The sequence below is a fragment of the Pseudomonas sp. H3_E04 genome, from assembly GCF_054668915.1.
The window spans coordinates 13,263-36,783 of record NZ_CP162797.1; the positions used below are offsets into that span (position 1 = coordinate 13,263).

Sequence of the window (23,521 nt, forward strand, 5' to 3'; positions counted from 1 at the left end):
AGACCAACAATCATTTGCTGACACTCCGCTTTCGCGAGCAGGCTCGCTCCCACAGAGGAAATTGCGCAATGCCTGAAACTGAATAAAACCTGAACCATTCTCAAATACTCACAAACTTTCACTTTCGTAGTCCGAAGCAACTAATCATTAGCATCTTTTTCACGAAAAATTGATCCGTGGCTGCCTAAAGTTTGTCATGCCTCGGTGAATGAAATTTTCACAATTGACGAGGCTCTTCTTTCAGGAACTGTCACTCATCATGTTGAAGTTAAAAGCCGTGCGCCCGGAATGGGTGACGTTGTTTGCCAGCGCCTTTTTGTTGCTCGGTTTCAATCTGGTGCTTTGGCAACATCTGTTCGAGATCACCGCTGCCGACGGCAAGGGCATCGCCATGCGCGTGGCGTTCGGCGTGATGATCTTTGCCGCGTTCAACATTGTTCTTACATTATTCGCTTTCCGGCCAGTGCTTAAACCACTGTTGACTCTCTTGTTTTTAGTCAGCGCCGGCGTGGCTTATTTCATGAGCCAATATGGCGTGATGATCGATGCCGGCATGTTGCGCAACTTTGCCGAAACCAATGCGACGGAAGTGCGTGATCTGCTCTCGTTGAAATTATTCGCTTATATTCTCTTGCTGGGTGTTTTGCCATGTTTGTTGTTGTGGAAAGTGCCGGTCAATTATCGGCGCTGGCATCGTGAGTTGTTCAGTAAAGTTATTGTCAGTGTTGCCTCGGCGGCGGTGATCGGTGTTGTGGCATTGGCCAACTATCAAGGCTTGTCGTCGCTGTTTCGCAATCACCACGAAATTCGCCTGATGCTGGTGCCGAGCAATTACATCGGCGCATCCATTGGTTATCTGCAGGAGCAAGTGGTCTCGGCGCAGCAGCCGTTTGTCAAGATCGGCGAGGACGCCCAGCGCAATCCCGACTTGCAGCTCCAGCCACGCAAATCCCTCACGGTGCTGGTGGTGGGGGAAAGTGCGCGGGCGCAGAACTTCGGCATTCTCGGTTATGACCGCGACACCACACCGCAACTTGACAAAGAGGCCGGGCTGATCGCTTTCACCGATGTGCATTCCTGCGGCACGGAAACGGCGGTCTCGGTGCCGTGCATGTTCTCCAACATGGGCCGCAAGGATTACAACGCCAGCAAGGCCAGGAACGAAGAAGGTTTGCTTGATGTGCTCAAGCGCGCCGGCATCGATGTGATATGGCGCGATAACCAGTCCGGCTGCAAAGGCACTTGCGACCGCGTCACGGTGCAGGATGTCAGCAAGTTGCAGGACCCGGCATTGTGCGCCAACAGCGAATGTCGCGATGAAATCCTCCTGCAAGGGCTGCAAAGTTTTATCGATCATCTGGACAAGGACACCGTGCTGGTGCTGCACCAGATGGGCAGTCATGGCCCGGACTACTTCAAGCGTTATCCCAAGGCGTACGAACACTTCACTCCGGTCTGTGAAAGTAACGCGCTGAACAATTGCAGCCGCGAAAGTATCGTCAACGGTTACGACAACACGCTGGTGTACACCGACCATGTGCTGGCGAGCCTGATCGATGTGCTGCGCAGCAATCAGGACAAAGTCGACACCGCCATGCTCTATCTGTCGGATCACGGTGAATCGCTGGGCGAGTACAACCTGTTTCTGCACGGCACGCCGTACATGCTGGCGCCTGAACAACAAAAGCATGTCGCGATGCTGGCGTGGTTCTCCGACAGCTATCAGAAGGCCTACTCGGTCGACACCCATTGCCTGCAAATGAGCCGTGACAAACCGCTGAGCCAGGACAATCTGTTTCACTCGATGCTCGGCCTGCTGGAAGTGCGCAGCAGCGTCTATCAACCTGCCTTGGACATGTTTGCCGGCTGTCGTGGCGCGGTGATCGACGGTGTGTTGGCCAAGGAGTAAAGCGTTTGCGGCCCGTCGCGTCGATGCGACGGGCCTTTCTGTTTCTGCTGTCAGACTATTCTTGCTGACAGGCAAGACATTTCCTTACAGCTCTTGCCCTGCAAAGGCGCGTAAATCGTCGGTAGCGATATATACTGCGCGCCATTCTTCAAGGGAGAGCCGTGTGGCTATCGATATTCACTGGATTCGCGACAACGAAAGCCTCGCGCAGTTTTGCGCCGAGTGGCAGCAGCTGCCGTTCGTTGCCCTCGACACCGAATTCATGCGGGTCGACACCTTCTACCCGATTGCCGGCCTGTTGCAGATCGGCGACGGCAAACGCGCCTACTTGATCGATCCGCTGACCATCAACGCCTGGCAACCGCTGGCCGCGTTGCTCGAGAACCCGGCAGTGCTGAAAGTCTTGCACGCCTGCAGCGAGGACCTCGAAGTGCTGCTGCGCCTGACCGGCAGCCTGCCGGCGCCGTTGTTCGACACGCAACTGGCCGCCGCTTATCTGAATCTCGGTTTCTCGATGGGCTACTCGCGTCTGGTGCAGGAAGTGCTCGGCATCGACCTGCCCAAGGGCGAAACCCGCTCCGACTGGTTGCAGCGTCCGCTGTCCGAAACCCAGATCAGCTATGCCGCCGAAGACGCCGTGCATCTGGCCGAGGTGTTCGTCGAGTTGCGGCCCAAGCTGTCCGCCGACAAGTTCGCCTGGGTGCTGGAGGATGGCGCCGAATTGGTTGCCAACCTGCGCCGCGAGACCGATCCGTACGAGGTCTATCGCGACGCGAAACTGGCGTGGAAGCTGTCTCGTGCGCAACTCGCCGTGCTGCGTGAGCTGTGCGCCTGGCGCGAAAAAGAAGCCCGCGCCCGCGACCTGCCGCGCAACCGCATCGTCCGTGAACATTCGCTGTGGCCCCTGGCCCGCACGCAGCCGGATAACCTCGCGGCGCTGGGCAAGATCGAAGACATGCACCCGCGTACCGTACGTCAGGACGGTCAGTTTCTGCTTGATCTGATCAAGCGCTCTGGCAGTGTGGGCCCTGATCAATGGCCGCCGGCAGTGCCCGAGCCGTTGCCGATCGAAGCCGCTGCGCTGATCAAACAATTGCGCGCACTGGGTCAGGCTGAGGCCGAGCGCCTGGGTATTGCCCCGGAACTGATGCTACGCAAGAAAACCCTCGAAGCCCTGGTCAAAAGCGGTTTCCCCGAGGGTCCTTACCAATTGCCCGATTCGCTGCGTGGCTGGCGCCGCGAATTGCTCGGCCAGAAGCTGCTCGACAGCCTGGCCACCGCCGGAGAACAGCCTTGAAACGTATTTGCTCCATCTACCAAAGCTCCAAGCGCAGCGGCATGTATCTCTACGTGCTCAAGAGCGATGCGCTCGAGCGCGTGCCGGATGCGCTGATGACGGCTTTCGGCAAAGCAAAGCATTCCTTCGATCTGGTGCTGTCGCCCGAGCGCAAACTGGCCAGCGAAGACATCACCGTGGTCCTGGAAAACCTCGACAAGCAGGGCTATCACCTGCAAATGCCGCCGGCCGAGGACGAGTACATCGAGCACCTGCCCGAAGAGTTGCTGCGACGCAACGACCCGGTCTGACCCGCGAGGCCCTGTTCTGGGCCTCGGTTAACCCTGGAACTGTTTTTACCGCGATGGCCGGCCCCAACCCGGCGGCCGTCTGCACGGTTTGCGAAAGGTTTGAAGATGCGCGTTCTGATTGCTGAACACGACCACGCGATATACGCCCGCCTGCTGCGTCAGGCACTGCCCGAGCTCGAAGTCCTGACCAGCGGCGACTCTGCCGAACTGGCGCGGCAGGCCGCCGATTGCCCGGTGTGGCTGGGCCAGCCGGATCTGCTGGCGACCCTGTTGCGCCAGGGCCATCAACCGCAATGGCTGCAATCGACCTGGGCCGGCATCACGCCGCTGCTCGCGGACGGCCTGCGCCGCGATTATCGCCTGACCCGCGCCGTGGGGATTTTTGGTCAGGTCATGGCCGAATACGTGCTGACCTATATCCTTGGCCACGAGCGCGAAGTGCTGGCGCGGCTGGTCAGCCAGGTCGAGCGCAAGTGGGACAACCGCAGCGGCCAGAGTCTGGTCGGGCGCAAGGTCCTGATCGTCGGCACCGGTGACATTGGCCAGAGTGTCGCGCAATTTCTGCTGCCGTTCGGCGTCGAGCTGTACGGCGTCGCCAGCACCGCCCGCGAACAGGCGCCGTTTGTCGAAGTCGGCGCGCTGGCCGATCTGCCACGGTTGGTGGGCGAAGTGGACTACGTGGTCAATCTGCTGCCGAACACCGAGCACACCCACGATATCTACGACGCAGCGCTGTTCAGGCAATTCAAACCGACCGGCTTGTTCATCAACGCCGGACGGGGTGTCGCGGTGGTCGATGCCGATCTGGTCGAGGCTTTGAAAGAAGGGCACTTGGCCGGCGCGGTGATCGACGTCTGCCGTCAGGAGCCATTGCCGCAACGCCACCCATTCTGGACCGCGTGGGGCTTGCTGCTGACCGGGCACAGTTCGGCACCGACCTCGCCAGCGCTGATGGTGGATCTGTTTGTGCAGAACCTGAAGGCGTACGAGGCGGGTGAGGCGTTGCGTGGGGAAGTGGATTTCACCCGCGGATATTGATTCGCATCCAACCACTGTGGGAGCGGGCTTGCTCGCGAAGGCGCCGGTTCAGTCGATATCAATGTTGCCTGAACCACCGCTTTCGCGAGCAAGCCCGCCCCCACATTTGCTTTGCATCGTGGCTTATAAGGTGAAATCGCCCTCAGCCACCAGCTCGCTCAGCGGGCGACGCGGGCTCGGTGTTTCGCGGGCTTGCAGGTACTCGGCCAGGGTTGCCTTGTCACCCAGTTTGCCCACTGCGACCGCCGCATGCAGGGCGTATTCTTCGGGGATGTTGAGTTCCTTGCGGGTCAATTCCTGATCGAAGCCGGCCATGCCGTGGGTGTGCCAGCCGCTGAGGCTCGCCTGCAGCGCCAGATGACCCCATGCCGAACCGGTGTCGAAGGTGCTCCACAGCGCCGGCGTTTCCTCGCTGGCGCCCGGTGCAACAAAAGTGGTTTTCGAAATCACGATCACCAGCGCCGCAGCATGCTGCGCCCAGCTACGGTTGAACTCGTTGAGCAGGCCCAGATAACGTTCCCAGTTCGACGTGTCGCGACGTGCATAGAGAAAACGCCACGGTTGCGAGTTGTACGCCGACGGCGCCCAGCGCGCGGCTTCGAAGAAGCTCAGCAGGGTTTCTTCAGGGATCGCTTCGCCCGTAAAAGCGCGGGGCGACCAGCGCTCGGTGAACTGCGGGTGAATGGCGTAATCGGCAACGCGAGGGTTGGCACTCATGCACGGATTCCTTGCAACGGATGGGGAAGAAGTTCGCTGCAAAACCCTACTGGGCGGCGCTGGGGCTGACAAGCGGATTTACCGACAGTCGCCAGCGCTTGGCCCTTGCGTCCGCTGGCACTAGACTGGCGGCCTTTTCACCACCTTGATGTTGATGCTTGAGCCATGGCCGCCATAGTCGAACCGTTCTGGAAACGCAAAACCCTCGATCAACTCGATCATGAGGAGTGGGAATCGCTGTGCGACGGCTGCGGTCTGTGCTGCCTGCAAAAGCTCGAGGATGAAGAAGACAACAGCGTCTATTACACGCGCATCGCCTGCAAACTGCTGGATCTGAAAACCTGTCAGTGCAGCGATTATCCGAACCGGATCAAGTTTGTTCCTGACTGCATCCAGCTCACACCGGGTCAGGCGGAAGAGTTCAAATGGCTGCCGCCGACCTGCGGTTATCGTCTGGTCAGCGAGGGCAAGGATCTGCCGCTATGGCATCACCTGGTGTGTGGCGACCGTGATGCGGTGCACCACGAGCGGATTTCCCAGTCCGGGCGCATGCTCGCCGAAGGCAACGTGCCGGAGGATGATTGGGAAGATCATCTGATTTTCCGCGCGGGTTGATGAGGTGGTGGGTTGTTGAACCCGTAAAGATCAAAAGATCGCAGCCTTCGGCAGCTCCTACAATGGAAAACGTGATTCCGTGTAGGAGCTGCCGCAGGCTGCGATCTTTTGCTTTAAAGCCTCAGACGCCGGCTTTCGGCGAGACCAGCGAATCATTGCCGGTGACGGTGGCTGTTTCGGTGGCCACTTCAGCATTGGTTTTCAGCTTGCTCAGTTCTTCCCCGGCGCGTTCGATCTTCGCCCGCACGTTGTTCATGTCCTGACGGCCTTTTTCCAGCAGGCTTTTCGCCGAGCAGTGGCCAGTAATGCCACGGGCCACGGCCATGCCGCCGAGTGCCACTTGAATCAGGCCGAACACGCCGCCACGGCGCAGGCCCTTGCCGACCATCAGCACGCCGCCGGTCAACGAGCCGACGCGCTCCCAGCCGTGCACGTTCTTGTGCGCAGGCGACTGGAACGGGGTGGATTCGATGCGTTCTACGCGTTTGAGCTCGCTCATGATCTATCTCCAGGCAGGGTGCGATTGATAGATAAGCTGACTGCCGGGGCGGTCAGCTTGTTCCATCGAATGTGCGACGCTTCAGCGGAATTTCGGCCCGGAGCGGGTGTTCAGGCCTTTGGCCATGCGGTCGTAGAGCACGACGTTGACGGTGGCGGCGAGGTTCATGCAGCCGGTGGTCGGGATGTACACGACGTCTTCGCACCAGTCGCGAATCTCTTTATCCAGCGAACCGTCTTCCGGGCCGAAGATGTACAGAGCGCGGTCGGGGTGGGTGTATTCCGGCAATGGACGGGCGCCTTCGACCAGTTCCACAGCGACGGGCACGCAGTTGAGCGGGAGGATTTTTTTCAGGTCATCAATGCCAATCAGCGGGATGTCGTAGTGCACGCGTTTGGTGTCGGTGACGAAGTCGGCGGCGCGTTCATAACGCTTGCCGGTGTAGAACACCGATGCCACGCCGTAACAGCCTGCGGCGCGCATCACCGAACCGACGTTCTCTGGTGATTTGGGGTTATACAAACCAATGCAGCTGTACCGTTTGTCTGCCACGAGCGGGGTGCCTTCGGGAAAAAGAGGGCGATTATACGGGGATAAGATCAAAAGATCGCAGCCTTCGGCAGCTCCTACAGTTGAATGGCGTACACCCTGTAGGAGCTGCCGAAGGCTGCGATCTTTTGCTTTTTAATCGTCTTTCTTCATCAACCCGGCCAGCGCGGCAAATGGGTTATGCGTGGCTTTGGCGATTTTTGGTGTGCTCAGCGAGCCGTCGCCGAAATACTGCTGATCGGTGTAACGCGAGTGTTCATTGTCGTGGCAATACAGGCACAACAGCTCCCAGTTGGAGCCGTCCTGCGGGTTGTTGTCGTGGTTGTGGTCGCGGTGGTGCACGGTCAGTTCGCTCAGGCGCTTGCCGGAAAACTCGCGGGCGCAGCGGCCGCAGACATGCGGGTACATCTTCAGGGCCTTGTCGCGGTAGCCCATTTCCTTGTCGCGCTGGTTGTCGGCGAGAATGCGGTCCAGCTTCGACGTGTTGGTGGGGGTGGACGAACTCATGGGTTCACCTTTGCAGAAAGACTGATGACGGTTATGCGCAGAGTTTAGCTCAGCCCTTGAGCTTCTCGGCAATCCAGATCGTGTGACGGGTGCCCTTGTTGCCGTGGGCGAAAACCTGGACTTCTTCGGCCTTGAAACCGGCCTTCTTCAATTTGTCGGAAAACTGCCGGTCGGCGCTGGCCGACCACACGGCCAGCACGCCTTTGGGGCGCAGGGCTTTGGCGCAGGCATTCAGACCCGCAGCGGAGTACAACCAACTGTTGGCCTTTTGAGTCAGGCCTTCGGGGCCGTTGTCGACGTCGAGCATGATCGCATCGAAACCGTTCGGCTCGCTTTGCAGGACGTTGGCCACGTCTTCCATGCGGATCACCGTGCGCGGATCGAGCAATGGCCGACCGGACTTTTCCCCGAGCGGGCCGCGATTCCACTCGACCACGCCGGGCACCAGCTCAGCGACTACCACTTCGGCGGACTTGCCCAGATGCTTGAGTGCCGAGGCGAGGGTGAAACCCATGCCCAGGCCGCCGATCAATACCCGCGAGTTCGGCCGGCCGGCGACCTTGCGGCAGGGAATCTCGGCCAGTGCATCTTCGGAACCGTGCATGCGCGTGTTCATCAACTGCCCGCCATCGCCGCCCTGAATCTTGATGACGAAATCCTCGCCATACTCGAACAGGCACAGGGCACCGCCGTTTTCGGGGATCGGGGTGGTGTCGAGCAGAACGAAACGTTTCATGGAAATCTCTAAAGGGGGGAAGGCAAGCAGGCGCGTTGGGAGTAGCCTGAGTACAGACTAGAGGCCAAACGGAGCCCTTGATGAAGCGCACCATTCTAACGGTCATTACCCTGGCCGCGCTCGCGATTACTGCAGTGCAGGCCCAGCAGAGCGTTCCGGTCAGCCCGACGCCGCAGCCCGGTTCGCCCGGCACCGCGACGCCGACACCGTATCCGCAGATCACCCCGATCACCCTGCCCAAGTCGGGCGCCGGCAGCGGCAGCCCGCCGCTGGTACCGATCGAAATGCCCAGCCCGCCGAGCAAGGATCAACCTGTGCCGGGCATCGAGCCGAACGGCAACAAGGTCAAATCCCCCGGCGGCTAAACCTGTTGCGCGGCGAGTTGGCCATCGGCCATGCGCAGGCGTTTGGACAGCGAGACGGCGAGGGCGCGGATGATCTTCGCGGCGATTTTCGGCGCGTCGTTGAGCATTTTCTCCAGCGAGTCCTTGCCCAGATTGAGCAACTGACAATTGCTCGCCGCGATGCACGTGGCCGAGCGGCGTTCGCCGTCGAGCACGGCCATTTCACCGAAGGCGCGGCCGCTGCGCAGGGTGGCCATGGTGATCACCTGGCCGTCAGCGCCGGTTTTCTGCACGGCGACCTGGCCGGTGTGGATGATGCACATGAAACTGCCGGCATCACCCTCGCGAAAAATCGCCTCGCCCTCAGCCACGGTGCTGATGCTGAAGTAACCGGAAGCGGCCGCGAAGTCGGCCAGCTGCAATTGATCGAACAGGCCACAGTCCATCAGCCAGTCGCGGATTTCGTTGTTCAGGAAGGTCGGTTCGGACATGTCGATGCGGTCTTTTTGTTATCACTGTTTCCAAGGAGCACACGGTCCCCATGTAGGAGCTGCCGAAGGCTGCGATCTTTTGATCTTGTCGTTCAAAACCAGGATCAAAAGATCGCAGCCTTCGGCAGCTCCTACACAGGGAATCGGTGGAGGCTTTTGGTCTGCTGTTAAGACCCAAGCCACCCTCAGAGTTCCTCAGGCAATCTGCAAAACCTTGAACACAAATGCATATTCGAGCGCTACGTCACGTAATCCCTGATAGCGCCCGCTCATGCCGCCATGCCCGGCGCCCAGTTCGGTCTTGAGCAGCAGCACGTTGTCATCGGTCTTGGTTGCGCGCAATTTCGCCACCCACTTGGCCGCCTCCCAATACTGCACACGGCTGTCGTTGTAGCCGGCGATCACCAGCAGCGGCGGATACGCCTGCGCGGTGACGTTTTCGTACGGCGCGTAAGCCTTGATCCGATCATAGACGTCCGGTTCTTCCGGGTTGCCCCATTCGTCGTATTCAGTGACGGTCAGCGGCAGATCCGGGTCGAGCATGGTGTTGAGCACGTCGACGAACGGCACTTCGGCAATCGCCACGCCGAACAGGTCCGGGCGCTGGTTGAGCACCGCGCCGATCAACAGGCCACCGGCGCTACCGCCACTGATTGCCAGTTTTTCAGCAGTGGTGATGCCGTTGAGGATCAGGAATTCGGCGCAGGCGATGAAGTCGCTGAAGGTGTTGTGCTTGTGTTCCTGTTTGCCGGCGCGATACCAGGCTTCGCCCAATTCACCGCCACCACGAACATGAGCGATGGCGAAGGCCATGCCGCGATCGAGCAGGCTCAGGCGCGCGTGGGAAAACCACGGATCAAGGCTGGAGCCGTAAGCGCCATAACCGTACAGATACAGCGGCACTGGTTTGCCGACCATCTCGCGCTTCATCACCAGACTGATCGGCACCTGCGTGCCGTCCGGGGCGGTCGCCCACAGACGTTGGCTGACATAGGCGTCGGCATCGAACGGGCCGAGCACCGGGGTTTGCTTGAGCACCGTTTGCTCGCCGCTGGCGAGAATCAACTGGCGCACTTGAGCCGGACGATTCAACGCTTCGTAACGCAGACGAATGCGATCGCTCTCGAATTCCAGGCTGTTTTGCACATGGAGGCTGTAGGCCGCATCGGGCAATTGCACGCGATACGGGGCCAAGCCCTGCGGGTGAACCTCGATGATCGGCAGGCCACCTTCGCGCAGGCTCAAGGTCATCGCCTCGGTATTGAGGCTGACGCCGTCGAGCATCACGTCTTCGTTGTGCGGGATCAGATTCTGCCAGTCGGCCTCGCTCGGCGGTACGCCGGTGTCCGCAGCCTGATACAGGGCGAAATTGATGCCGTCGCGGTTGGTGCGGATAAACCAGGTCCAGACGCCATCGAGCAGGCCGTGGTCGACGTCGTATTCGTGATCCTCCACCCGTGGCGCCAGGCAGCTGAATGGCAGGTGCGGTTGATTGGCGTCCAGCGCCCACACTTCGCTGGTGGTTTTGCTGCCTAGCGACAGCAGCAATTGCTGTTCGGAGCTGGCGCGGTAGCAATGCAGGAAGAAACGCCCGTCCGGCTCGTGAAAAACCTCTTCGGCGGCAGTGCCATCAAGGCGATAGCGGAACAGTTTGTGCGGGCGATGGGTGTCGTCGAGCACGCCGAAGAACAGGGTCAGGCTGTCGTTGGCCCAGGTCATGCTGCCGTCGCAGTCCTCGAATTCCAGTTCGCTGACCTTGTCATTGGACAGCTCCTTGACGAACAGCGTGTAGACCTCGTCGCCCGAGGTATCGACGCTGTAGGCCAGGCGCTGGTGATCAGGGCTGATGCTGAAAGCACCGAGCGAGAAGAAGCCGCCATTGGCCAGCGCATTCGGGTCGAGCAACAGTTGCTCGCGGCTTTCATCGAGGGTCAGGCTGTCGTCTGCCGGGCGCGGGCAGCGGTAGTGCCGGGCATATTCGTCGCCGGCGGTGGTGCGCGTGTAATACAGATACGGGCCCCAAGGCGAGGGCAGGGACAGGTCGGTTTCGAGGATCCGGCCCTTGATCTCGTTGAACAGGTTTTCGCGCAGCTCGGCCTGATCGGCGGTTTGCGCTTCCTGATAAGCGTTTTCAGCCTTGAGGTAGTCGAGCACCGCGTCGGTGTCGCGCTCCTGCAGCCAGGCATACGGGTCGGCGCCGGGCGCCCGCTGGGCAATCGGGGCAGTCATGACATTGGCGGATTCGGGCATGGAAGGCTCTCGGACAATATTCGGAATTGGGTTTTTCGCAGGTCTTGAAAGCGCCGCAGCCCTTGTGGGAGCGAGCCTGCTGGCGAAAGCGGTGTGTCAGGCAACGCTGTTGCAAATGACAGTCCGTATTCGCGAGCAGGCTCGCTCCCACAGGGTCGACTGCTGGCCGTCTGGTATTGGGACAAGCCGCATGGGCGAAAAGTCGTTACTATAAGCGCCTCTTTGCCTGCCTTGCCATGGACACCATGACCGAGAACGACTATCTGATCGCCTGGGGCCTTTACGCCTTTGCCGCCGTGGGCTGCCTGCTGGTATGGATGCGCTTGACCACCTGGATGTGGCGCTGGCTGCGCGAGCCGCTGCGTGTACTGATGGCGGTGTTACTGTTCAGCCCGACCATCGTCGATCCGGTGAAAGCCAAAGTTGCACCGGCCATCGCCATCACCGCCCTGGACATGCTGTTCAAGGTCGGCAACAACGCCTGGCGTGCGGTTTCCGATCTGTTCATGTACGGCATGATCGCCTTCGGCGTTTATCTGGTTTTCGTCTTGATCCGCCTGCCGATCGAGCGTGCCTCGACAGCGCGGCGTGAACGCGCCGAGGCCGCCAAGGCTGCGGCCCGTGCCGAAGAGCGCGACGATGATCAACCGTCCGGCGGCGCCGGTGACGACCGTTACGGTCGCCCGCCAGTGCCGAACAATCCGCAGCGCATGCGGGTCGAGCCGCGTCTGTAACCCGAGAGTCCGCACATGTGTGAATTACTGGGCATGAGTGCCAACGTGCCGACCGACATCGTGTTCAGCTTCACCGGCCTGATGCAACGCGGCGGCCGCACCGGCCCGCACCGCGACGGCTGGGGCATCGCTTTTTATGAAGGGCGCGGCTTGCGTCTGTTTCAGGACCCGGCGGCGAGCAGCGAGTCGGAAGTGGCCAATCTGGTGCAGCGTTATCCGATCAAGAGCGAAGTGGTCATTGGCCATATTCGCCAGGCCAACGTCGGCAAGGTCTGCCTGTCCAACACCCATCCGTTCGTCCGCGAACTGTGGGGGCGCAACTGGTGTTTCGCGCACAACGGTCAGCTCGCCGACTTCACCCCGATCAAGAGTTTCTACCGCCCGGTCGGCGATACCGACAGCGAAGCGGCGTTCTGCGATTTGCTCAACCGGGTGCGCGCAGCCTTTCCGGAACCGGTCGATATCGAAGTGCTGCTGCCGGACCTCGTCGCGGCCTGCGCCGAATATCGCAGTAAGGGCGTGTTCAATTGCCTGCTCAGCGACGGCGATTGGCTGTTCTGTTACTGCTCGACCAAACTGGCGCAGATCACTCGGCGCGCCCCGTTCGGCCCGGCGCGGCTCAAGGATGTCGATGTGATTGTCGACTTTCAGGCCGAAACCACGCCCAACGACGTGGTCACGGTGATCGCCACTGAGCCTTTGACCGAAAACGAAACCTGGACCCGCTACGAACCGGGCCAATGGAGCCTGTGGCGACGCGGCGAATGCGTCAGCCAGGGCAAGACCGAATAAGGATTTGCACCCATGTTGCTCAGTTATCTACGGCTGGTGTTGTTTGCGGCGGGCCTGTTGATCGGTGTCCAGGTGCCGGGGTTCATTAACGATTACGCCCAGCGGGTCGAAGCGCACCTGATCGAAGCGCAGACCGGGTTGCGTGGTTTCCAGGGCACGGCCGATCAGTTTTTCAAAGGCGATATGCAGGCGCTGGTCGCGCATTACCGGGCCAGCGAAGACCCGATTTTCCGCAGCGATGCTGACAGCCTGAACACCTTGCTCACCCGTCAGGTGGCGCTGGATAAACAATTCCAGGCGATGCAAGGGCCGTGGTATGTGCGTTTCCTGCAAGTGGTGCTGGCGGCTGATCCGGATATTCGCAAGGAAACCTGGAACGGCTACAGCTATCAGATCCTGCTGACGCCAGAGGCGATGATCTGGGGCATGAGCGGCGCGTTGCTGCTGTCGTTCGGCGTCGAATGCCTGTTCCGCCTGATTGACTGGGTGGTGCTCGGCGGCCGGCGTCTGCGCCAGAGCCGGCCGATTGAAGATCGCGACGTACGCGGTTTGTAAACCAAAGATCAAAAGATCGCCGCCTTCGGCAGCTCCTGCACTGCCCACTGTAGGCGCTGCCGAAGGCGGCGCTATTTTGCTTTTCAGGCGTTCAAGACAATGTAACTGTCGCCCACTTTATCTGCATACCCCGCCAGGACCTGCTGACACAACGTCACAATCTCCTCGACCCACTCAACCCCGACCCGCCACGACACCACCACCGGCAGATTCGCCGGGCGCTGCTCGATGTCGAGCAAAGTCAATTCGCCGCGCGCCAGTTCCTCGGCCACCAGAACCGGTGGCAGCGCGCCGATCCCAAAGCCGTCGCGCAACAAACGGGTAATCGCCGACACCGAGTTCACGCAATTCAAGCGTGGCGCCATGACGCCGCTGGCCTGCATCAGCGCGACGATATCCTGATGCGGCCGTGAGTTTTTCGAGTAGGTGATGATCCGCTCCTGCGCCAGTTCGGCAAGGTCGGCGTAGTCGCGGTTGTAGATCGAATTGCTGGCGACGATCCAGCCCAGCGGATGGCTGGCCAGCTCGAGGCTGCGTACGCTTTCGTGGCGGATCAGATCGGTTTGCAACACCAGATCGAGAAAACCTTTTTGCAACTGATCGCAGAGGTTCAGCGCAGTATCGGCGACCAATTCGATTTCCACGCGCGGATACAGATCGGTCATCTGCGCCACCAGCGGGCTCAGCCAGGTATGGATCACCGTGTCCATCACGCCGATACGCACCCGCCCGACCTTGCTCGAGCGGGTCTCGATCGACTGTTTCAGCGCCGCCATGGTGTCGAGCATCTGTTCAGCGTAATCGAGCACCTTCAAGCCTTCCGGGGTCAGGCTGACGCCGCGTGAATCGCGCAGAAACAGCTTCACGCCGAGCTCGCCTTCGAGCACGGCGATGCGGCTGGAAATCGACGCCTGGGTGGTGAACAGCTTGTCGGCGGTCAGGCGAAAACTCTTCAGGCGCGCGACCCAGACAAAGGTCTCGAGAAACTTCAGATTCATGGGCAAGGCTCGGCTGACAAATTTTTCTTATGCCTAAGGCGGGTTTTTATTCGTTGGACGGCGCAGGGCAGGGCGACGAAAAATCGGCGCATCCGGTTCCCACGATAGGCGTCGTCGGAGCTTCGAACAAGACCAATAAAAGCCCTGCGGAGATTTGCCATGAGTGCTCCCGACACCCTTCCTTTATCCAAGCCTGCGGCGCGCCCCGGGCCTTTCGACTGGTATCGCAACATCAACCAGCAGGAGCGCCGCACGTTCTGGAGCTGCAAGATCGGCTACGGCCTGGATGGCATGGACACGCAGATGCTCAGCTTCGTAGTGCCGACGCTGATCGCGATGTGGGGCATCACCACGGGCGAAGCGGGGCTGATTCACACCAGCACCTTGATCGCCTCAGCCATCGGCGGTTGGGTCGCCGGGATTCTCTCCGACCGCATCGGCCGCGTGCGCACCCTGCAACTGACGGTGCTGTGGTTCGCCTTCTTCACCTTCCTCTGCGGCTTCGCGCAAAATTACGAACAATTGCTGATCGCCCGCACGTTGATGGGCTTCGGTTTCGGCGGTGAATGGACCGCCGGCGCGGTGTTGATCGGCGAAGTGATCCGCGCCAAGGATCGCGGCAAAGCAGTGGGCATGGTGCAATCCGGCTGGGCGCTGGGCTGGGGCCTGACGGCGATTCTATATGCGCTGTTGTTCTCGGTGTTGCCAGCGGAAGATGCCTGGCGGGCGCTGTTCATTCTCGGCATCGTGCCGGCGATATTTGTGATTTTTGTCCGCCGTCTGGTGAAAGATCCGGAAATCTATCGCCAGGCCAAAGCCGCGCAAACCCCGGAGAACCCGGCGAAGTTCTACGAGATCTTTGCCCCCGGCATGCTCTTCACCACGTTCCGCGCGTCATTGCTGACCACCGGTGCGCTGGGCGGTTACTACGCAATTACTTCCTGGCTGCCAACCTTCCTCAAGAACGAACGCGGTTTGAGCGTGCTCGGCACCGGTGGTTATCTGGCGATGGTGATCGTCGGTTCCTATGTCGGTTATGTGATCAGCGCTTATCTGACCGACCTGCTCGGGCGGAAAAGGAACTTCATTTTGTTCGCGGTCGGCTCGTTCACCATCGTCCTGCTCTACACGCAGATGCCGGTCAGCAATGGCGTGATGCTGTGGCTGGGCTTTCCGCTGGGCTTCTTCGCCTCGGGAATTTTCAGCGGCATGGGCGCGTTTCTCACCGAACTGTTTCCCACGCGGATTCGCGGCTCGGGTCAGGGTTTCTGCTACAACATCGGCCGCGCGCTGGCGGCGTTGTTCCCGCTGCTGATCGGCCTGCTCAGCCAGAAAGTCCCGCTGAGCATGGGCATCGGTGCCTTCGCAGCGGTGTCCTACGGTGTGGTGATTCTGGCGGCGCTGAGCCTGCCGGAAACCCGTGGCAAGCAACTCGACGCGCAGTAACTGATAACCTGCGCAGCAATGTCCTACAGATAAAAAGACCAGCAGCTACAGGAGTGTTCACCGTGAGCCGCCTGCTATTGAATTGCGACATTGGCGAGAGCTTCGGCAGCTGGACCATGGGTCTGGACGCCGAGGTCATGCCCTTCATCGATTGCGCCAACGTTGCCTGTGGTTTCCATGCCGGCGACCCGAGCATCATGCGCAAAACCGTGGCGCTGGCCCTTGAGCACAGCGTGCAGATTGGCGCGCACCCGGCCTATCAGGATCTGGTCGGATTCGGCCGGCGCTCCATGGCCTATTCCGCGCAGGAACTGCAAGACATCCTGCATTACCAGATCGGCGCCCTCGATGGCATCTGCAAGGCGCAGGGCGGGCGCGTGAGTTACGTCAAACCTCACGGCGCGATGTACAACGACATGATGGCCAACCCGGCGCAATTGCGCGCGGTAGTGCAGGCCGTGGCCGCTTATGACCGCAGCCTGCCGCTGATGTTGATGGCGACCCGCGACAACGCCGCAGCGCAGCAGATCGGCGCTGAATATGGCGTGACGCTGTGGTTCGAAGCTTTCGCCGATCGCGCCTACGACAGTGCTGGCCGGCTGGTCTCGCGGCAACTGCCGGGTGCGGTGCATCACGATGCCGAGACAATCGTCGAGCAAGCGCTGACCATCGCCAATGGCGGCGCGCTCACCGCCAGCGATGGCAGCGCCCTGATCCTGCGCGCCAACACCTTGTGCGTCCACGGCGACAACGCCAGTTCGGTGGCTGCCGTGCAGCGCATTCGCCAGGCCTTGCAGCCGTCGAGTGCGTCATGAATCCACGGGTAGAAGTGGTGGCGCTGGATTGCCTGATGCTGCGTCTGTTCGATGAAATCGCCGAAACCAACATGCCGTGGATGCTCGCCGCCAGCGAGCGTTTGCGTAAGGTGTTTGGTGCACAGCTGATCGATCTGGTGCCGTCCTATACGACGCTGATGGTGCATTATGATCTGACGCTGTTGAGCCCGGCGCAGGCGCGGGAATTGATCGCCGAAGCGCTGGTCGATCTGGCGCCGAATGCGCGCCGTGCCGGGCAGTGTCACGTCTTGCCGGTCTGGTACGACTTGAGTGTCGGCCCGGAACTGAGCCTGTTGGCCGAACGCAGCGGCCTCGCGGTAGAGGAGGTGATTCGTCGCCACAGCGCACGGGAATATCAGGTATTCGCTCTTGGCTTTGCGCCGGGCTTTGCCTTCATGGGCCTGGTCGAAGAAATGCTCGCCGCGCCACGGCTCAATACACCGCGCAAGAAAGTCGCCGCCGGCAGTGTCGGTATCGCCGAGCGGCAGACCGCTGCCTATCCGGTGGTCTCGCCCGGTGGCTGGAACCTGATCGGGCGCACCCCGGCGAAACTCTTCGATCGCCATCGCGACGGTTACAGCCTGATGCAGCCCGGCGACACGGTGCGCTTCGAAGCGGTCGACCACGCCGAATTCATTCGTCTGGGCGGCGACGACACACCACTGGAGGCGCAGGCATGAGTCGATTGACGATCGAGTCCAGCACGCCGCTGTGCCTGTTGCAGGACGCCGGGCGGTTTGGCGTGCGGCATCTGGGCGTAACCCAGGGCGGCGCGGCGGATTGGTGTTCCATGAGCTGGGCCAACTGGCTGTTGGGCAATGAGCTGGATGCGGCGGTGGTTGAAATCACCCTCGGCGGGTTTGCAGTGGTGGCTGAGGAGGATTGCCTGCTCGCATTGGCAGGCGCGGATCTCGGCGCGCAGGTTGACGGCCAGGCGCTGGCGCCGTGGTGCAGTTTCGAATTGGCGAAAGGGCAGACATTGCGGTTTACCCAACCCTTGCTCGGGGCCCGGGCATATCTGGCCGCTCCCGGTGGTTTTACTGCGCCGAAGGTACTGGGCAGCAGTGCCACGGTGGTGCGCGAAGAATTGGGCGGACTTGATGGCATGGGTCTTCCACTTGCCAAAGGGGCGGCGCTCGGTTACAGCGGCGAAGCGTTAGCAGTGCGGGCAATACCTTCGGCGCTGCGGCCGGATTTCAAAATGCACGCGCCTTTGGACTTGGTGCTCGGCGCACAGATCGGCCAGTTCAGCGGGCAGAGCCTGTTCGATGTCTTCAACAGCGCCTGGACCATCGACAGTCGCGCCGACCGCATGGGCATCCGCCTGCTCGGCGCGGCGTTGCGATATCAGGGCGCGCCAATGATTTCCGAGGGGATTCCGTTGGGGGCAGTGCAGGTGCCGCCGGACGGGCAGCCGATCGTATTGCTCAATGATCGCCAGACCATTGGCGGCTATCCGCGCCTGGGCGCGTTGACGCCGCTGGCACTGGCACGATTGGCGCAGTGTTTGCCGGGAACGAAAGTGAGATTGAGGCCGGTGGTGCAGGACGTCGCGCACCGCGCGCATGTCGAGTATTTGCAGAGATTTGGCTGAAGATCAAAAGATCGCAGCCTTCGGCAGCTCCTACAAGGAAACGCGAATTTCACTGTAGGAGCTGCCGCAGGCTGCGATCTTTGCTTTTATTTGGACAAAAACCGCATCCCTTCCTCAAGCCCGCGCAACGTCAGCGGATACATCTGATCCTCGATCAGATCGCGGACGATGTTGGTCGACGAGGTATAGCCCCAGGTATCTTTCGGATACGGATTGATCCAGATGAGCTTCTTGTATTTCTCCATGAAGCGCTGCATCCACACGTAACCCGGCTCTTCGTTCCAGTGCTCGACGCTGCCACCGGCCTGGGTGATTTCGTACGGCGCCATGGCGGCGTCGCCGATGAAGATCACTTTGTAGTCGGCGCCGTACTTATGCAGCAGATCCTGGGTCGAGGTGCGCTCGGAAGTGCGGCGCATGTTGTTCTTCCACACCGATTCATAAATGAAGTTGTGGAAGTAGAAATACTCCAGGTGCTTGAACTCGGTTTTGCAGGCCGAGAACAGTTCTTCGCAGATCTTCACGTGCGCGTCCATCGAGCCGCCGATGTCGAACAGCAGCAACAGCTTCACCGTGTTGCGCCGTTCCGGGCGCATCTGGATATTCAGCAGGCCGGCGTCCTTGGCGGTGTGGTCGATGGTGCCGTCGATGTCGAGTTCTTCTGCGGCACCCTGGCGGGCGAACTTGCGCAAACGACGCAGAGCGACCTTGATATTGCGCGTGCCCAGTTCCACCGAATCGTCGAGGTTCTTGTACTCGCGCTGATCCCAGACCTTGACCGCTTTGCCCTGACGCTTGCCGGCATCGCCAACCCGGATGCCTTCAGGGTTGAAACCGCCGGAGCCGAACGGGCTGGTGCCGCCGGTGCCGATCCATTTGTTGCCGCCGGCGTGACGTTCCTTCTGTTCTTCCAGACGTTTCTTGAATTCCTCGATGAGCTTGTCCAGCCCACCGAGGGACTGGATCTGCGCGCGTTCTTCGTCGCTCAGCGAGCGCTCGAACTCCTTGCGCAGCCAGTCCTCGGGAATCAGCGCCTGCAAGTGATCGTCGAGTTTCTCCAGGCCATTGAAGTAGGCGCCGAATGCGCGGTCGAACTTGTCGAAATGGCGTTCGTCCTTCACCAGAATCGCCCGCGACAAGTAATAGAACTCGTCCATGTCGGCGAAGGTCACGCGCTGTTTCAGCGCGTTGATCAGGTCGAGCAGCTCGCGCACCGACACCGGCACCTTGGCTGCACGCATTTCGTTGAACAGGTTGAGCAACATGGCAGCAGCCTCTTAGCGGGTGCCGCGCCGGCTCATGAACGCCAGGCGCTCAAGCAGTTGCACGTCCTGTTCGTTTTTCACCAGCGCGCCAGCCAGTGGCGGGATGGCTTTGGTCGGATCGCGCTCGCGCAGCACCGCTTCGCCGATATTGTCGGCCATCAGCAGCTTCAGCCAGTCGACCAACTCGGACGTCGAAGGCTTTTTCTTCAGGCCCGGTACCTTGCGCACGTCGAAGAACACGTCGAGCGCTTCGCTGACCAGATCCTTCTTGATGTCCGGGTAATGCACGTCGACGATTTTCTGCAGGGTGGTGCGATCAGGAAAGGCGATGTAGTGGAAGAAGCAGCGGCGCAGGAAGGCGTCCGGCAGTTCTTTTTCGTTGTTGGAGGTAATGATGATGATCGGGCGCTTCTTGGCCTTGATGGTTTCGTCGATCTCGTAAACGTAGAACTCCATCTTGTCGAGTTCTTGCAACAGATCGTTAGGGAACTCGATGTCGGCCTTGTCGATTTCGTCGATCAGCAGAATCACCCGCTCCTCGGACTCGAAGGCTTCCCAGAGCTTGCCCTTCTTCAGGTAATTGCGCACGTCGTGGACTTTTTCATTGCCCAGCTGCGAGTCACGCAAACGGCTGACCGCGTCGTACTCGTACAGACCCTGATGGGCCTTGGTAGTGGATTTGATGTGCCAGGTGATCAGCTTGGCACCGAACGACTCGGCCAGTTGCTCGGCGAGCATGGTCTTGCCGGTGCCCGGCTCACCCTTGACCAGCAGCGGCCGTTCCAGGGTGATGGCGGCGTTGACCGCCAGCTTCAGGTCATCGGTGGCGACGTAGGCCTGGGTGCCTTCGAACTTCATCTGCTAATCCTCGAACGGTAACGCTGACCTTACGGGCAGGGCGGGGCGAAATAATCGGATGCCCGACTATAACGCGCACGCCGGTCGACTGTGAACGCAGACGGCTTATTCAGTCTCTGAATGGAGCGTCACATGTTGACTCAGTCTCGGCGGATGGCCAGTATTTCGGTATCGCCGATTTGGCGATAGCTTGTGATCCATGTCTACTAAATACCGATTTCGCGATAAATACTGCATACAGCTGCGTGAGAAAGATCACCCACCGCCTCATGTCCACCTGACCGGTGGCGGCGTTGACGTGATGCTCAGCCTGGAAACGATCGAAGTCATGATGGGCAAGGCACCGCCGCTGATCGTCAAAGAAGCGTTGGCTTGGGTGGGTGCACATCAGGCGCAACTATTGGAGGACTGGAAACGATGTTACCCATGAAACGGCCGCGTCTGCGATCTGCGCACGTTCTGTCGGATTTCAGGTTGGCACTGACATTTATCAATAGTCAGGAACTGACAGTTGATTTGGGGATGGATATTCATACTTATCCAGGTCTGCGGCCGCTGCTTGATCGCGAAGTCTTTGCGACTGCCGCAGTCGGGGACGAGGGTTGGATCGTTGAATGGATTGAACCCGACGTACAGATCGGTGCAGACACCTTGTATATGGATGCGCTAGCGCAAAATGCCCAGGATGAGAACACGCGCATTTTTATCGATTGGCGCGCCCGTACCGGACTTTCTCTCAATGATGCGGCCGAAGCGCTCGGTGTGAGCGCTCGCAGCATCAGCCGTTACAGCAATGGGCGTGAAGCAGTGCCACGTTCTTTGGCGTTGGCCTGTCTGGGCTGGGATTCGCTGCAACAGCGTTCATCGATAGCGGCCGAAGACACAGGTCGATATGTCGTCAACCGCAAAAATTAACCCTCATCCGGCTTCGGCCGTTCGTACCGCGCATTGAATGCCTGGATGAAGCCATTGCGCAAAATCTGCAAAAACGCTTCGAAGGCGTTGACGTTCTGCTGGTGAACATTGCCGCTGAGTTCGACGCGGGTGGCGAACTGGTTTTTGTTCTGGTTCTTCAGCACGGTCTCGGTGCCGCCGACCAGTGCTTCCCAGATAGAGCGGAACAGGCCTTTGTTCTTGTTTTCGACGTCTTGCTGCCAGTTGAATACATCGACGTCGCGCAGCAGGGGTTTGATGTAGCCGGTGAGTCGGGCTTTCTCTGCCTTGGCTTCGATGACCACATCGCCGTGGCCGGCGTTGAAGTCGAACTTGCCATAGGCCGAGGCGAAGTCGTTCATGCGTTTGAGTTCGATGTCGCGGGCGCGCAGGCGGAATTCGAAGTCTTCGAAGTTGCTCAGCGGATCGAAGGTGGCGGTGGTTTCCAGCGGAGCGTGGCCCAGCAGCAGCGCCTTGCCTTCGAAACGGGCGTCGCGCTTGCCTTCCTTGTCCACTACGTTGGTCAGGTTATAGATGCTGGCGTTGACGTTGCTGGCATTCATGTTCACCGGCGGCTTGGAATTGAAGTTGCGGAACGTGATGCGACCGTCGTTGATCTGTACTTCATCCAGGGTGATCGGCAGCAGCTTGCCCAATTGCTCACGCCAGTCTGTGCCCTGACCGGTCTGCGAGTTCTGCTTGTTGGGGCCACCGTCGACAAAGTTGATTTCGGGATTGAGGAATTGCACCTGCGCGACCACGGCATGGTCGTACCACAACGAATGCCAGCTCACCGACAGATCGATCAACGGCGCATCGACGAACGGCACCGGTACCTTGCCATCGACCTTGACGATCTTCAGGCCGTTGATTTTGTATGCGCCGCGCCACAGCGCGAGGTCGACATCGGTGATCTGGCCACGGTAATCGCCCATGTCCGCGAGCTTGTCATTGAGGTAGTCGCGTACCAGATAGGGCAGGGCGAAATGCAGGGCGACCAGCAGCACCACGACACCCGCCAGGGTCCAGAGCGGCCAGCTGTAACGACGTTTCATGCCATTGTTCCTTCAAGAGTGTGCCTTGACGATTCAAAGCGATTGACTGCGTGCGTTCGCAGACGTTCGCCCCGACTGGACTGTGACCGGCAACAGGCTTACCTTGGAAGGCTGAATTCAACGCTGCATAAGGACCCAGCCATGAGCCGTATCTACGCTGACAACGCCCATTCCATCGGTAATACGCCGCTGGTCCAGATCAACCGCATCGCGCCGCGCGGGGTCACCATCCTGGCCAAGATCGAGGGGCGCAACCCCGGTTATTCGGTCAAATGCCGGATCGGTGCCAACATGATCTGGGACGCCGAAAGCAGCGGCAAACTCAAGCCGGGCATGACCATTGTCGAGCCGACTTCGGGTAACACCGGTATTGGCCTGGCCTTCGTCGCTGCCGCGCGCGGCTACAAACTGATGCTGACCATGCCGGCGTCGATGAGCATCGAGCGCCGCAAGGTCCTGAAAGCCTTGGGTGCGGAGCTGGTATTGACCGAGCCGGCCAAGGGTATGAAGGGCGCCATCGAGAAAGCCGCGGAGATTGTCGCCAGCGATGCCGACAAATACTTCATGCCGGCGCAATTCGATAACCCGGCCAACCCGGCGATCCATGAAAAGACCACAGGCCCGGAGATCTGGAACGACACCGACGGCGCAGTGGATGTACTGGTGGCTGGCGTCGGCACCGGCGGAACCATTACCGGCGTGTCGCGGTATATCAAGAACACCGCCGGCAAACCGATTCTGTCGGTGGCCGTCGAGCCGGCGTCTTCGCCGGTGATCACGCAAGCGTTGGCCGGTGCCGAGATCAAGCCGAGCCCGCACAAGATCCAGGGCATTGGCGCCGGTTTTGTACCGAAGAATCTTGATCTGTCGATGGTCGATCGCGTCGAGCAGGTGACCGATGAAGAATCCAAGGCCATGGCTTTGCGCCTGATGCAGGAAGAGGGGATTTTGTGTGGCATCTCCTGCGGTGCTGCCATGGCTGTGGCAGTGCGTCTGGCGGAGACGCCGGAGATGCAAGGCAAAACCATCGTCGTGGTGCTGCCGGATTCGGGTGAGCGTTATCTGTCGAGCATGTTGTTCAGTGACCTGTTCACCGAGCAGGAGAATCAGCAGTAATCCGGTTGATTCAGGTCAGCCGAGGTTCAGGCGCTGCATGTTAATAAAGGCTTTGTTGCGCAATGCTTAACATTGAATCTTGCATCAGGCGGGTTTT

General features: G+C 60.0%; 27 protein-coding genes. 16 read left to right on the top strand and 11 right to left on the bottom strand.

Going from position 1 to position 23,521, the window contains the following annotated elements:
- Window positions 1–259 precede the first annotated feature (259 nt).
- The 4 genes from AB4N53_RS00075 (at window position 260) to AB4N53_RS00090 (ending at window position 4,534) form a co-directional block, all read left to right on the top strand.
- A complete protein-coding gene (locus tag AB4N53_RS00075) occupies window positions 260–1,909 on the top strand; it encodes a phosphoethanolamine transferase (RefSeq protein WP_460124966.1) in 1,650 nt (549 codons plus the stop codon).
- Between the two features lie 163 nt (window positions 1,910–2,072).
- Window positions 2,073–3,206 carry a ribonuclease D gene (gene rnd, locus AB4N53_RS00080; protein WP_460124969.1) on the top strand — a complete coding sequence of 378 codons (1,134 nt, stop codon included), beginning with the start codon at window positions 2,073–2,075 and terminating at the stop codon, window positions 3,204–3,206.
- The gene (locus tag AB4N53_RS00085; protein ID WP_016771234.1) at window positions 3,203–3,496 is read left to right on the top strand and encodes a YcgL domain-containing protein; all 294 of its coding nucleotides are present in this window, start codon (window positions 3,203–3,205) and stop codon (window positions 3,494–3,496) included. The genes rnd and AB4N53_RS00085 overlap by 4 nt, the downstream gene beginning before the upstream one ends.
- A 105-nt stretch (window positions 3,497–3,601) precedes the next feature.
- Entirely contained in the window at window positions 3,602–4,534 is a 933-nt protein-coding gene (locus AB4N53_RS00090) for a D-2-hydroxyacid dehydrogenase (RefSeq protein ID WP_460124973.1), read from the top strand.
- A gap of 123 nt (window positions 4,535–4,657) precedes the next feature.
- On the opposite strand, the gene AB4N53_RS00095 is transcribed toward AB4N53_RS00090, so the two are convergent.
- Window positions 4,658–5,251 (bottom strand): nitroreductase family protein, encoded by a 594-nt coding sequence (locus AB4N53_RS00095; RefSeq protein ID WP_460124976.1) that lies wholly within the window; start codon window positions 5,249–5,251, stop codon window positions 4,658–4,660.
- 165 nt (window positions 5,252–5,416) lie between these two features.
- Between AB4N53_RS00095 and AB4N53_RS00100 the strand changes: the two genes are divergently transcribed.
- On the top strand, window positions 5,417–5,866 hold the full coding sequence (locus tag AB4N53_RS00100) for a YcgN family cysteine cluster protein (protein WP_460124979.1): 450 nt from the start codon (window positions 5,417–5,419) through the stop codon (window positions 5,864–5,866).
- 121 nt (window positions 5,867–5,987) lie between these two features.
- Here AB4N53_RS00100 and AB4N53_RS00105 read toward each other — a convergent pair whose 3' ends face one another.
- From AB4N53_RS00105 to AB4N53_RS00120, 4 genes are all read right to left on the bottom strand, one after another.
- The gene (locus AB4N53_RS00105; protein ID WP_101158542.1) at window positions 5,988–6,365 is read right to left on the bottom strand and encodes a YgaP family membrane protein; all 378 of its coding nucleotides are present in this window, start codon (window positions 6,363–6,365) and stop codon (window positions 5,988–5,990) included.
- An 81-nt stretch (window positions 6,366–6,446) separates the two neighbouring features.
- Window positions 6,447–6,917: an RNA methyltransferase gene (locus AB4N53_RS00110; RefSeq protein ID WP_007911337.1), complete on the bottom strand. Its 471-nt coding sequence runs from the start codon at window positions 6,915–6,917 to the stop codon at window positions 6,447–6,449.
- A gap of 132 nt (window positions 6,918–7,049) precedes the next feature.
- Window positions 7,050–7,421 (bottom strand): YajD family HNH nuclease, encoded by a 372-nt coding sequence (locus tag AB4N53_RS00115; protein ID WP_166222644.1) that lies wholly within the window; start codon window positions 7,419–7,421, stop codon window positions 7,050–7,052.
- Between the two features lie 49 nt (window positions 7,422–7,470).
- Window positions 7,471–8,157 carry a spermidine synthase gene (locus tag AB4N53_RS00120; protein ID WP_016771229.1) on the bottom strand — a complete coding sequence of 229 codons (687 nt, stop codon included), beginning with the start codon at window positions 8,155–8,157 and terminating at the stop codon, window positions 7,471–7,473.
- A gap of 80 nt (window positions 8,158–8,237) precedes the next feature.
- Here AB4N53_RS00120 and AB4N53_RS00125 point away from each other — a divergent pair, with 80 nt between their 5' ends.
- Window positions 8,238–8,522, top strand: a complete 285-nt coding sequence (locus AB4N53_RS00125) for a hypothetical protein (protein WP_016771228.1) — start codon at window positions 8,238–8,240, stop codon at window positions 8,520–8,522.
- Here the strand turns inward: AB4N53_RS00125 and AB4N53_RS00130 are convergent.
- Both AB4N53_RS00130 and AB4N53_RS00135 read right to left on the bottom strand, forming a co-directional pair.
- Complete coding sequence (locus tag AB4N53_RS00130; protein ID WP_016771227.1) at window positions 8,519–8,992, bottom strand: cyclic nucleotide-binding domain-containing protein; 474 nt, start codon at window positions 8,990–8,992, stop codon at window positions 8,519–8,521. The two genes, AB4N53_RS00125 and AB4N53_RS00130, sit on opposite strands and share 4 nt — an antisense overlap.
- 195 nt (window positions 8,993–9,187) lie before the next feature.
- Entirely contained in the window at window positions 9,188–11,242 is a 2,055-nt protein-coding gene (locus tag AB4N53_RS00135; RefSeq protein WP_460124985.1) for a S9 family peptidase, read from the bottom strand.
- Between the two features lie 236 nt (window positions 11,243–11,478).
- Between AB4N53_RS00135 and AB4N53_RS00140 the strand changes: the two genes are divergently transcribed.
- Genes AB4N53_RS00140 through AB4N53_RS00150 form a run of 3 tightly spaced genes read left to right on the top strand, consistent with a single transcriptional unit; the run spans window position 11,479 to window position 13,323 of the window.
- Window positions 11,479–11,976, top strand: coding sequence for an MFS transporter (locus AB4N53_RS00140; protein ID WP_460124989.1), 498 nt, complete (start codon window positions 11,479–11,481; stop codon window positions 11,974–11,976).
- A gap of 15 nt (window positions 11,977–11,991) precedes the next feature.
- Window positions 11,992–12,768, top strand: a complete 777-nt coding sequence (locus AB4N53_RS00145; protein WP_024012022.1) for a class II glutamine amidotransferase — start codon at window positions 11,992–11,994, stop codon at window positions 12,766–12,768.
- Between the two features lie 12 nt (window positions 12,769–12,780).
- On the top strand, window positions 12,781–13,323 hold the full coding sequence (locus tag AB4N53_RS00150) for a DUF2937 family protein (protein WP_024012023.1): 543 nt from the start codon (window positions 12,781–12,783) through the stop codon (window positions 13,321–13,323).
- A gap of 83 nt (window positions 13,324–13,406) precedes the next feature.
- On the opposite strand, the gene AB4N53_RS00155 is transcribed toward AB4N53_RS00150, so the two are convergent.
- Window positions 13,407–14,321: a LysR family transcriptional regulator gene (locus AB4N53_RS00155; RefSeq protein ID WP_460124994.1), complete on the bottom strand. Its 915-nt coding sequence runs from the start codon at window positions 14,319–14,321 to the stop codon at window positions 13,407–13,409.
- A 159-nt stretch (window positions 14,322–14,480) separates the two neighbouring features.
- Here AB4N53_RS00155 and AB4N53_RS00160 point away from each other — a divergent pair, with 159 nt between their 5' ends.
- From AB4N53_RS00160 to AB4N53_RS00175, 4 genes are all read left to right on the top strand, one after another.
- On the top strand, window positions 14,481–15,767 hold the full coding sequence (locus AB4N53_RS00160; protein WP_460124998.1) for an MFS transporter: 1,287 nt from the start codon (window positions 14,481–14,483) through the stop codon (window positions 15,765–15,767).
- Between the two features lie 62 nt (window positions 15,768–15,829).
- The gene (locus tag AB4N53_RS00165; RefSeq protein WP_460125001.1) at window positions 15,830–16,582 is read left to right on the top strand and encodes a 5-oxoprolinase subunit PxpA; all 753 of its coding nucleotides are present in this window, start codon (window positions 15,830–15,832) and stop codon (window positions 16,580–16,582) included.
- Window positions 16,579–17,283 carry a 5-oxoprolinase subunit PxpB gene (pxpB, locus tag AB4N53_RS00170; RefSeq protein WP_460125004.1) on the top strand — a complete coding sequence of 235 codons (705 nt, stop codon included), beginning with the start codon at window positions 16,579–16,581 and terminating at the stop codon, window positions 17,281–17,283. The genes AB4N53_RS00165 and pxpB overlap by 4 nt, the downstream gene beginning before the upstream one ends.
- A complete protein-coding gene (locus tag AB4N53_RS00175) occupies window positions 17,280–18,197 on the top strand; it encodes a 5-oxoprolinase subunit C family protein (protein ID WP_460125007.1) in 918 nt (305 codons plus the stop codon). The genes pxpB and AB4N53_RS00175 overlap by 4 nt, the downstream gene beginning before the upstream one ends.
- An 86-nt stretch (window positions 18,198–18,283) precedes the next feature.
- On the opposite strand, the gene AB4N53_RS00180 is transcribed toward AB4N53_RS00175, so the two are convergent.
- Both AB4N53_RS00180 and AB4N53_RS00185 read right to left on the bottom strand, forming a co-directional pair.
- Window positions 18,284–19,462 carry a vWA domain-containing protein gene (locus tag AB4N53_RS00180; RefSeq protein ID WP_016771218.1) on the bottom strand — a complete coding sequence of 393 codons (1,179 nt, stop codon included), beginning with the start codon at window positions 19,460–19,462 and terminating at the stop codon, window positions 18,284–18,286.
- Between the two features lie 12 nt (window positions 19,463–19,474).
- The gene (locus AB4N53_RS00185) at window positions 19,475–20,320 is read right to left on the bottom strand and encodes an AAA family ATPase (protein WP_007911294.1); all 846 of its coding nucleotides are present in this window, start codon (window positions 20,318–20,320) and stop codon (window positions 19,475–19,477) included.
- Between the two features lie 199 nt (window positions 20,321–20,519).
- Here AB4N53_RS00185 and AB4N53_RS00190 point away from each other — a divergent pair, with 199 nt between their 5' ends.
- Together AB4N53_RS00190 and AB4N53_RS00195 are read left to right on the top strand one after the other, a co-directional pair.
- On the top strand, window positions 20,520–20,750 hold the full coding sequence (locus AB4N53_RS00190) for a DUF4160 domain-containing protein (RefSeq protein ID WP_460125010.1): 231 nt from the start codon (window positions 20,520–20,522) through the stop codon (window positions 20,748–20,750).
- Window positions 20,738–21,235: a helix-turn-helix domain-containing protein gene (locus AB4N53_RS00195; protein WP_460125013.1), complete on the top strand. Its 498-nt coding sequence runs from the start codon at window positions 20,738–20,740 to the stop codon at window positions 21,233–21,235. The genes AB4N53_RS00190 and AB4N53_RS00195 overlap by 13 nt, the downstream gene beginning before the upstream one ends.
- On the opposite strand, the gene AB4N53_RS00200 is transcribed toward AB4N53_RS00195, so the two are convergent.
- Window positions 21,232–22,308 carry a DUF748 domain-containing protein gene (locus AB4N53_RS00200; protein WP_460125016.1) on the bottom strand — a complete coding sequence of 359 codons (1,077 nt, stop codon included), beginning with the start codon at window positions 22,306–22,308 and terminating at the stop codon, window positions 21,232–21,234. The two genes, AB4N53_RS00195 and AB4N53_RS00200, sit on opposite strands and share 4 nt — an antisense overlap.
- 141 nt (window positions 22,309–22,449) lie before the next feature.
- On the opposite strand from AB4N53_RS00200, the gene cysK reads away from it, so the two are divergent.
- Window positions 22,450–23,424: a cysteine synthase A gene (cysK, locus tag AB4N53_RS00205; protein ID WP_460125019.1), complete on the top strand. Its 975-nt coding sequence runs from the start codon at window positions 22,450–22,452 to the stop codon at window positions 23,422–23,424.
- Window positions 23,425–23,521 lie beyond the last annotated feature (97 nt).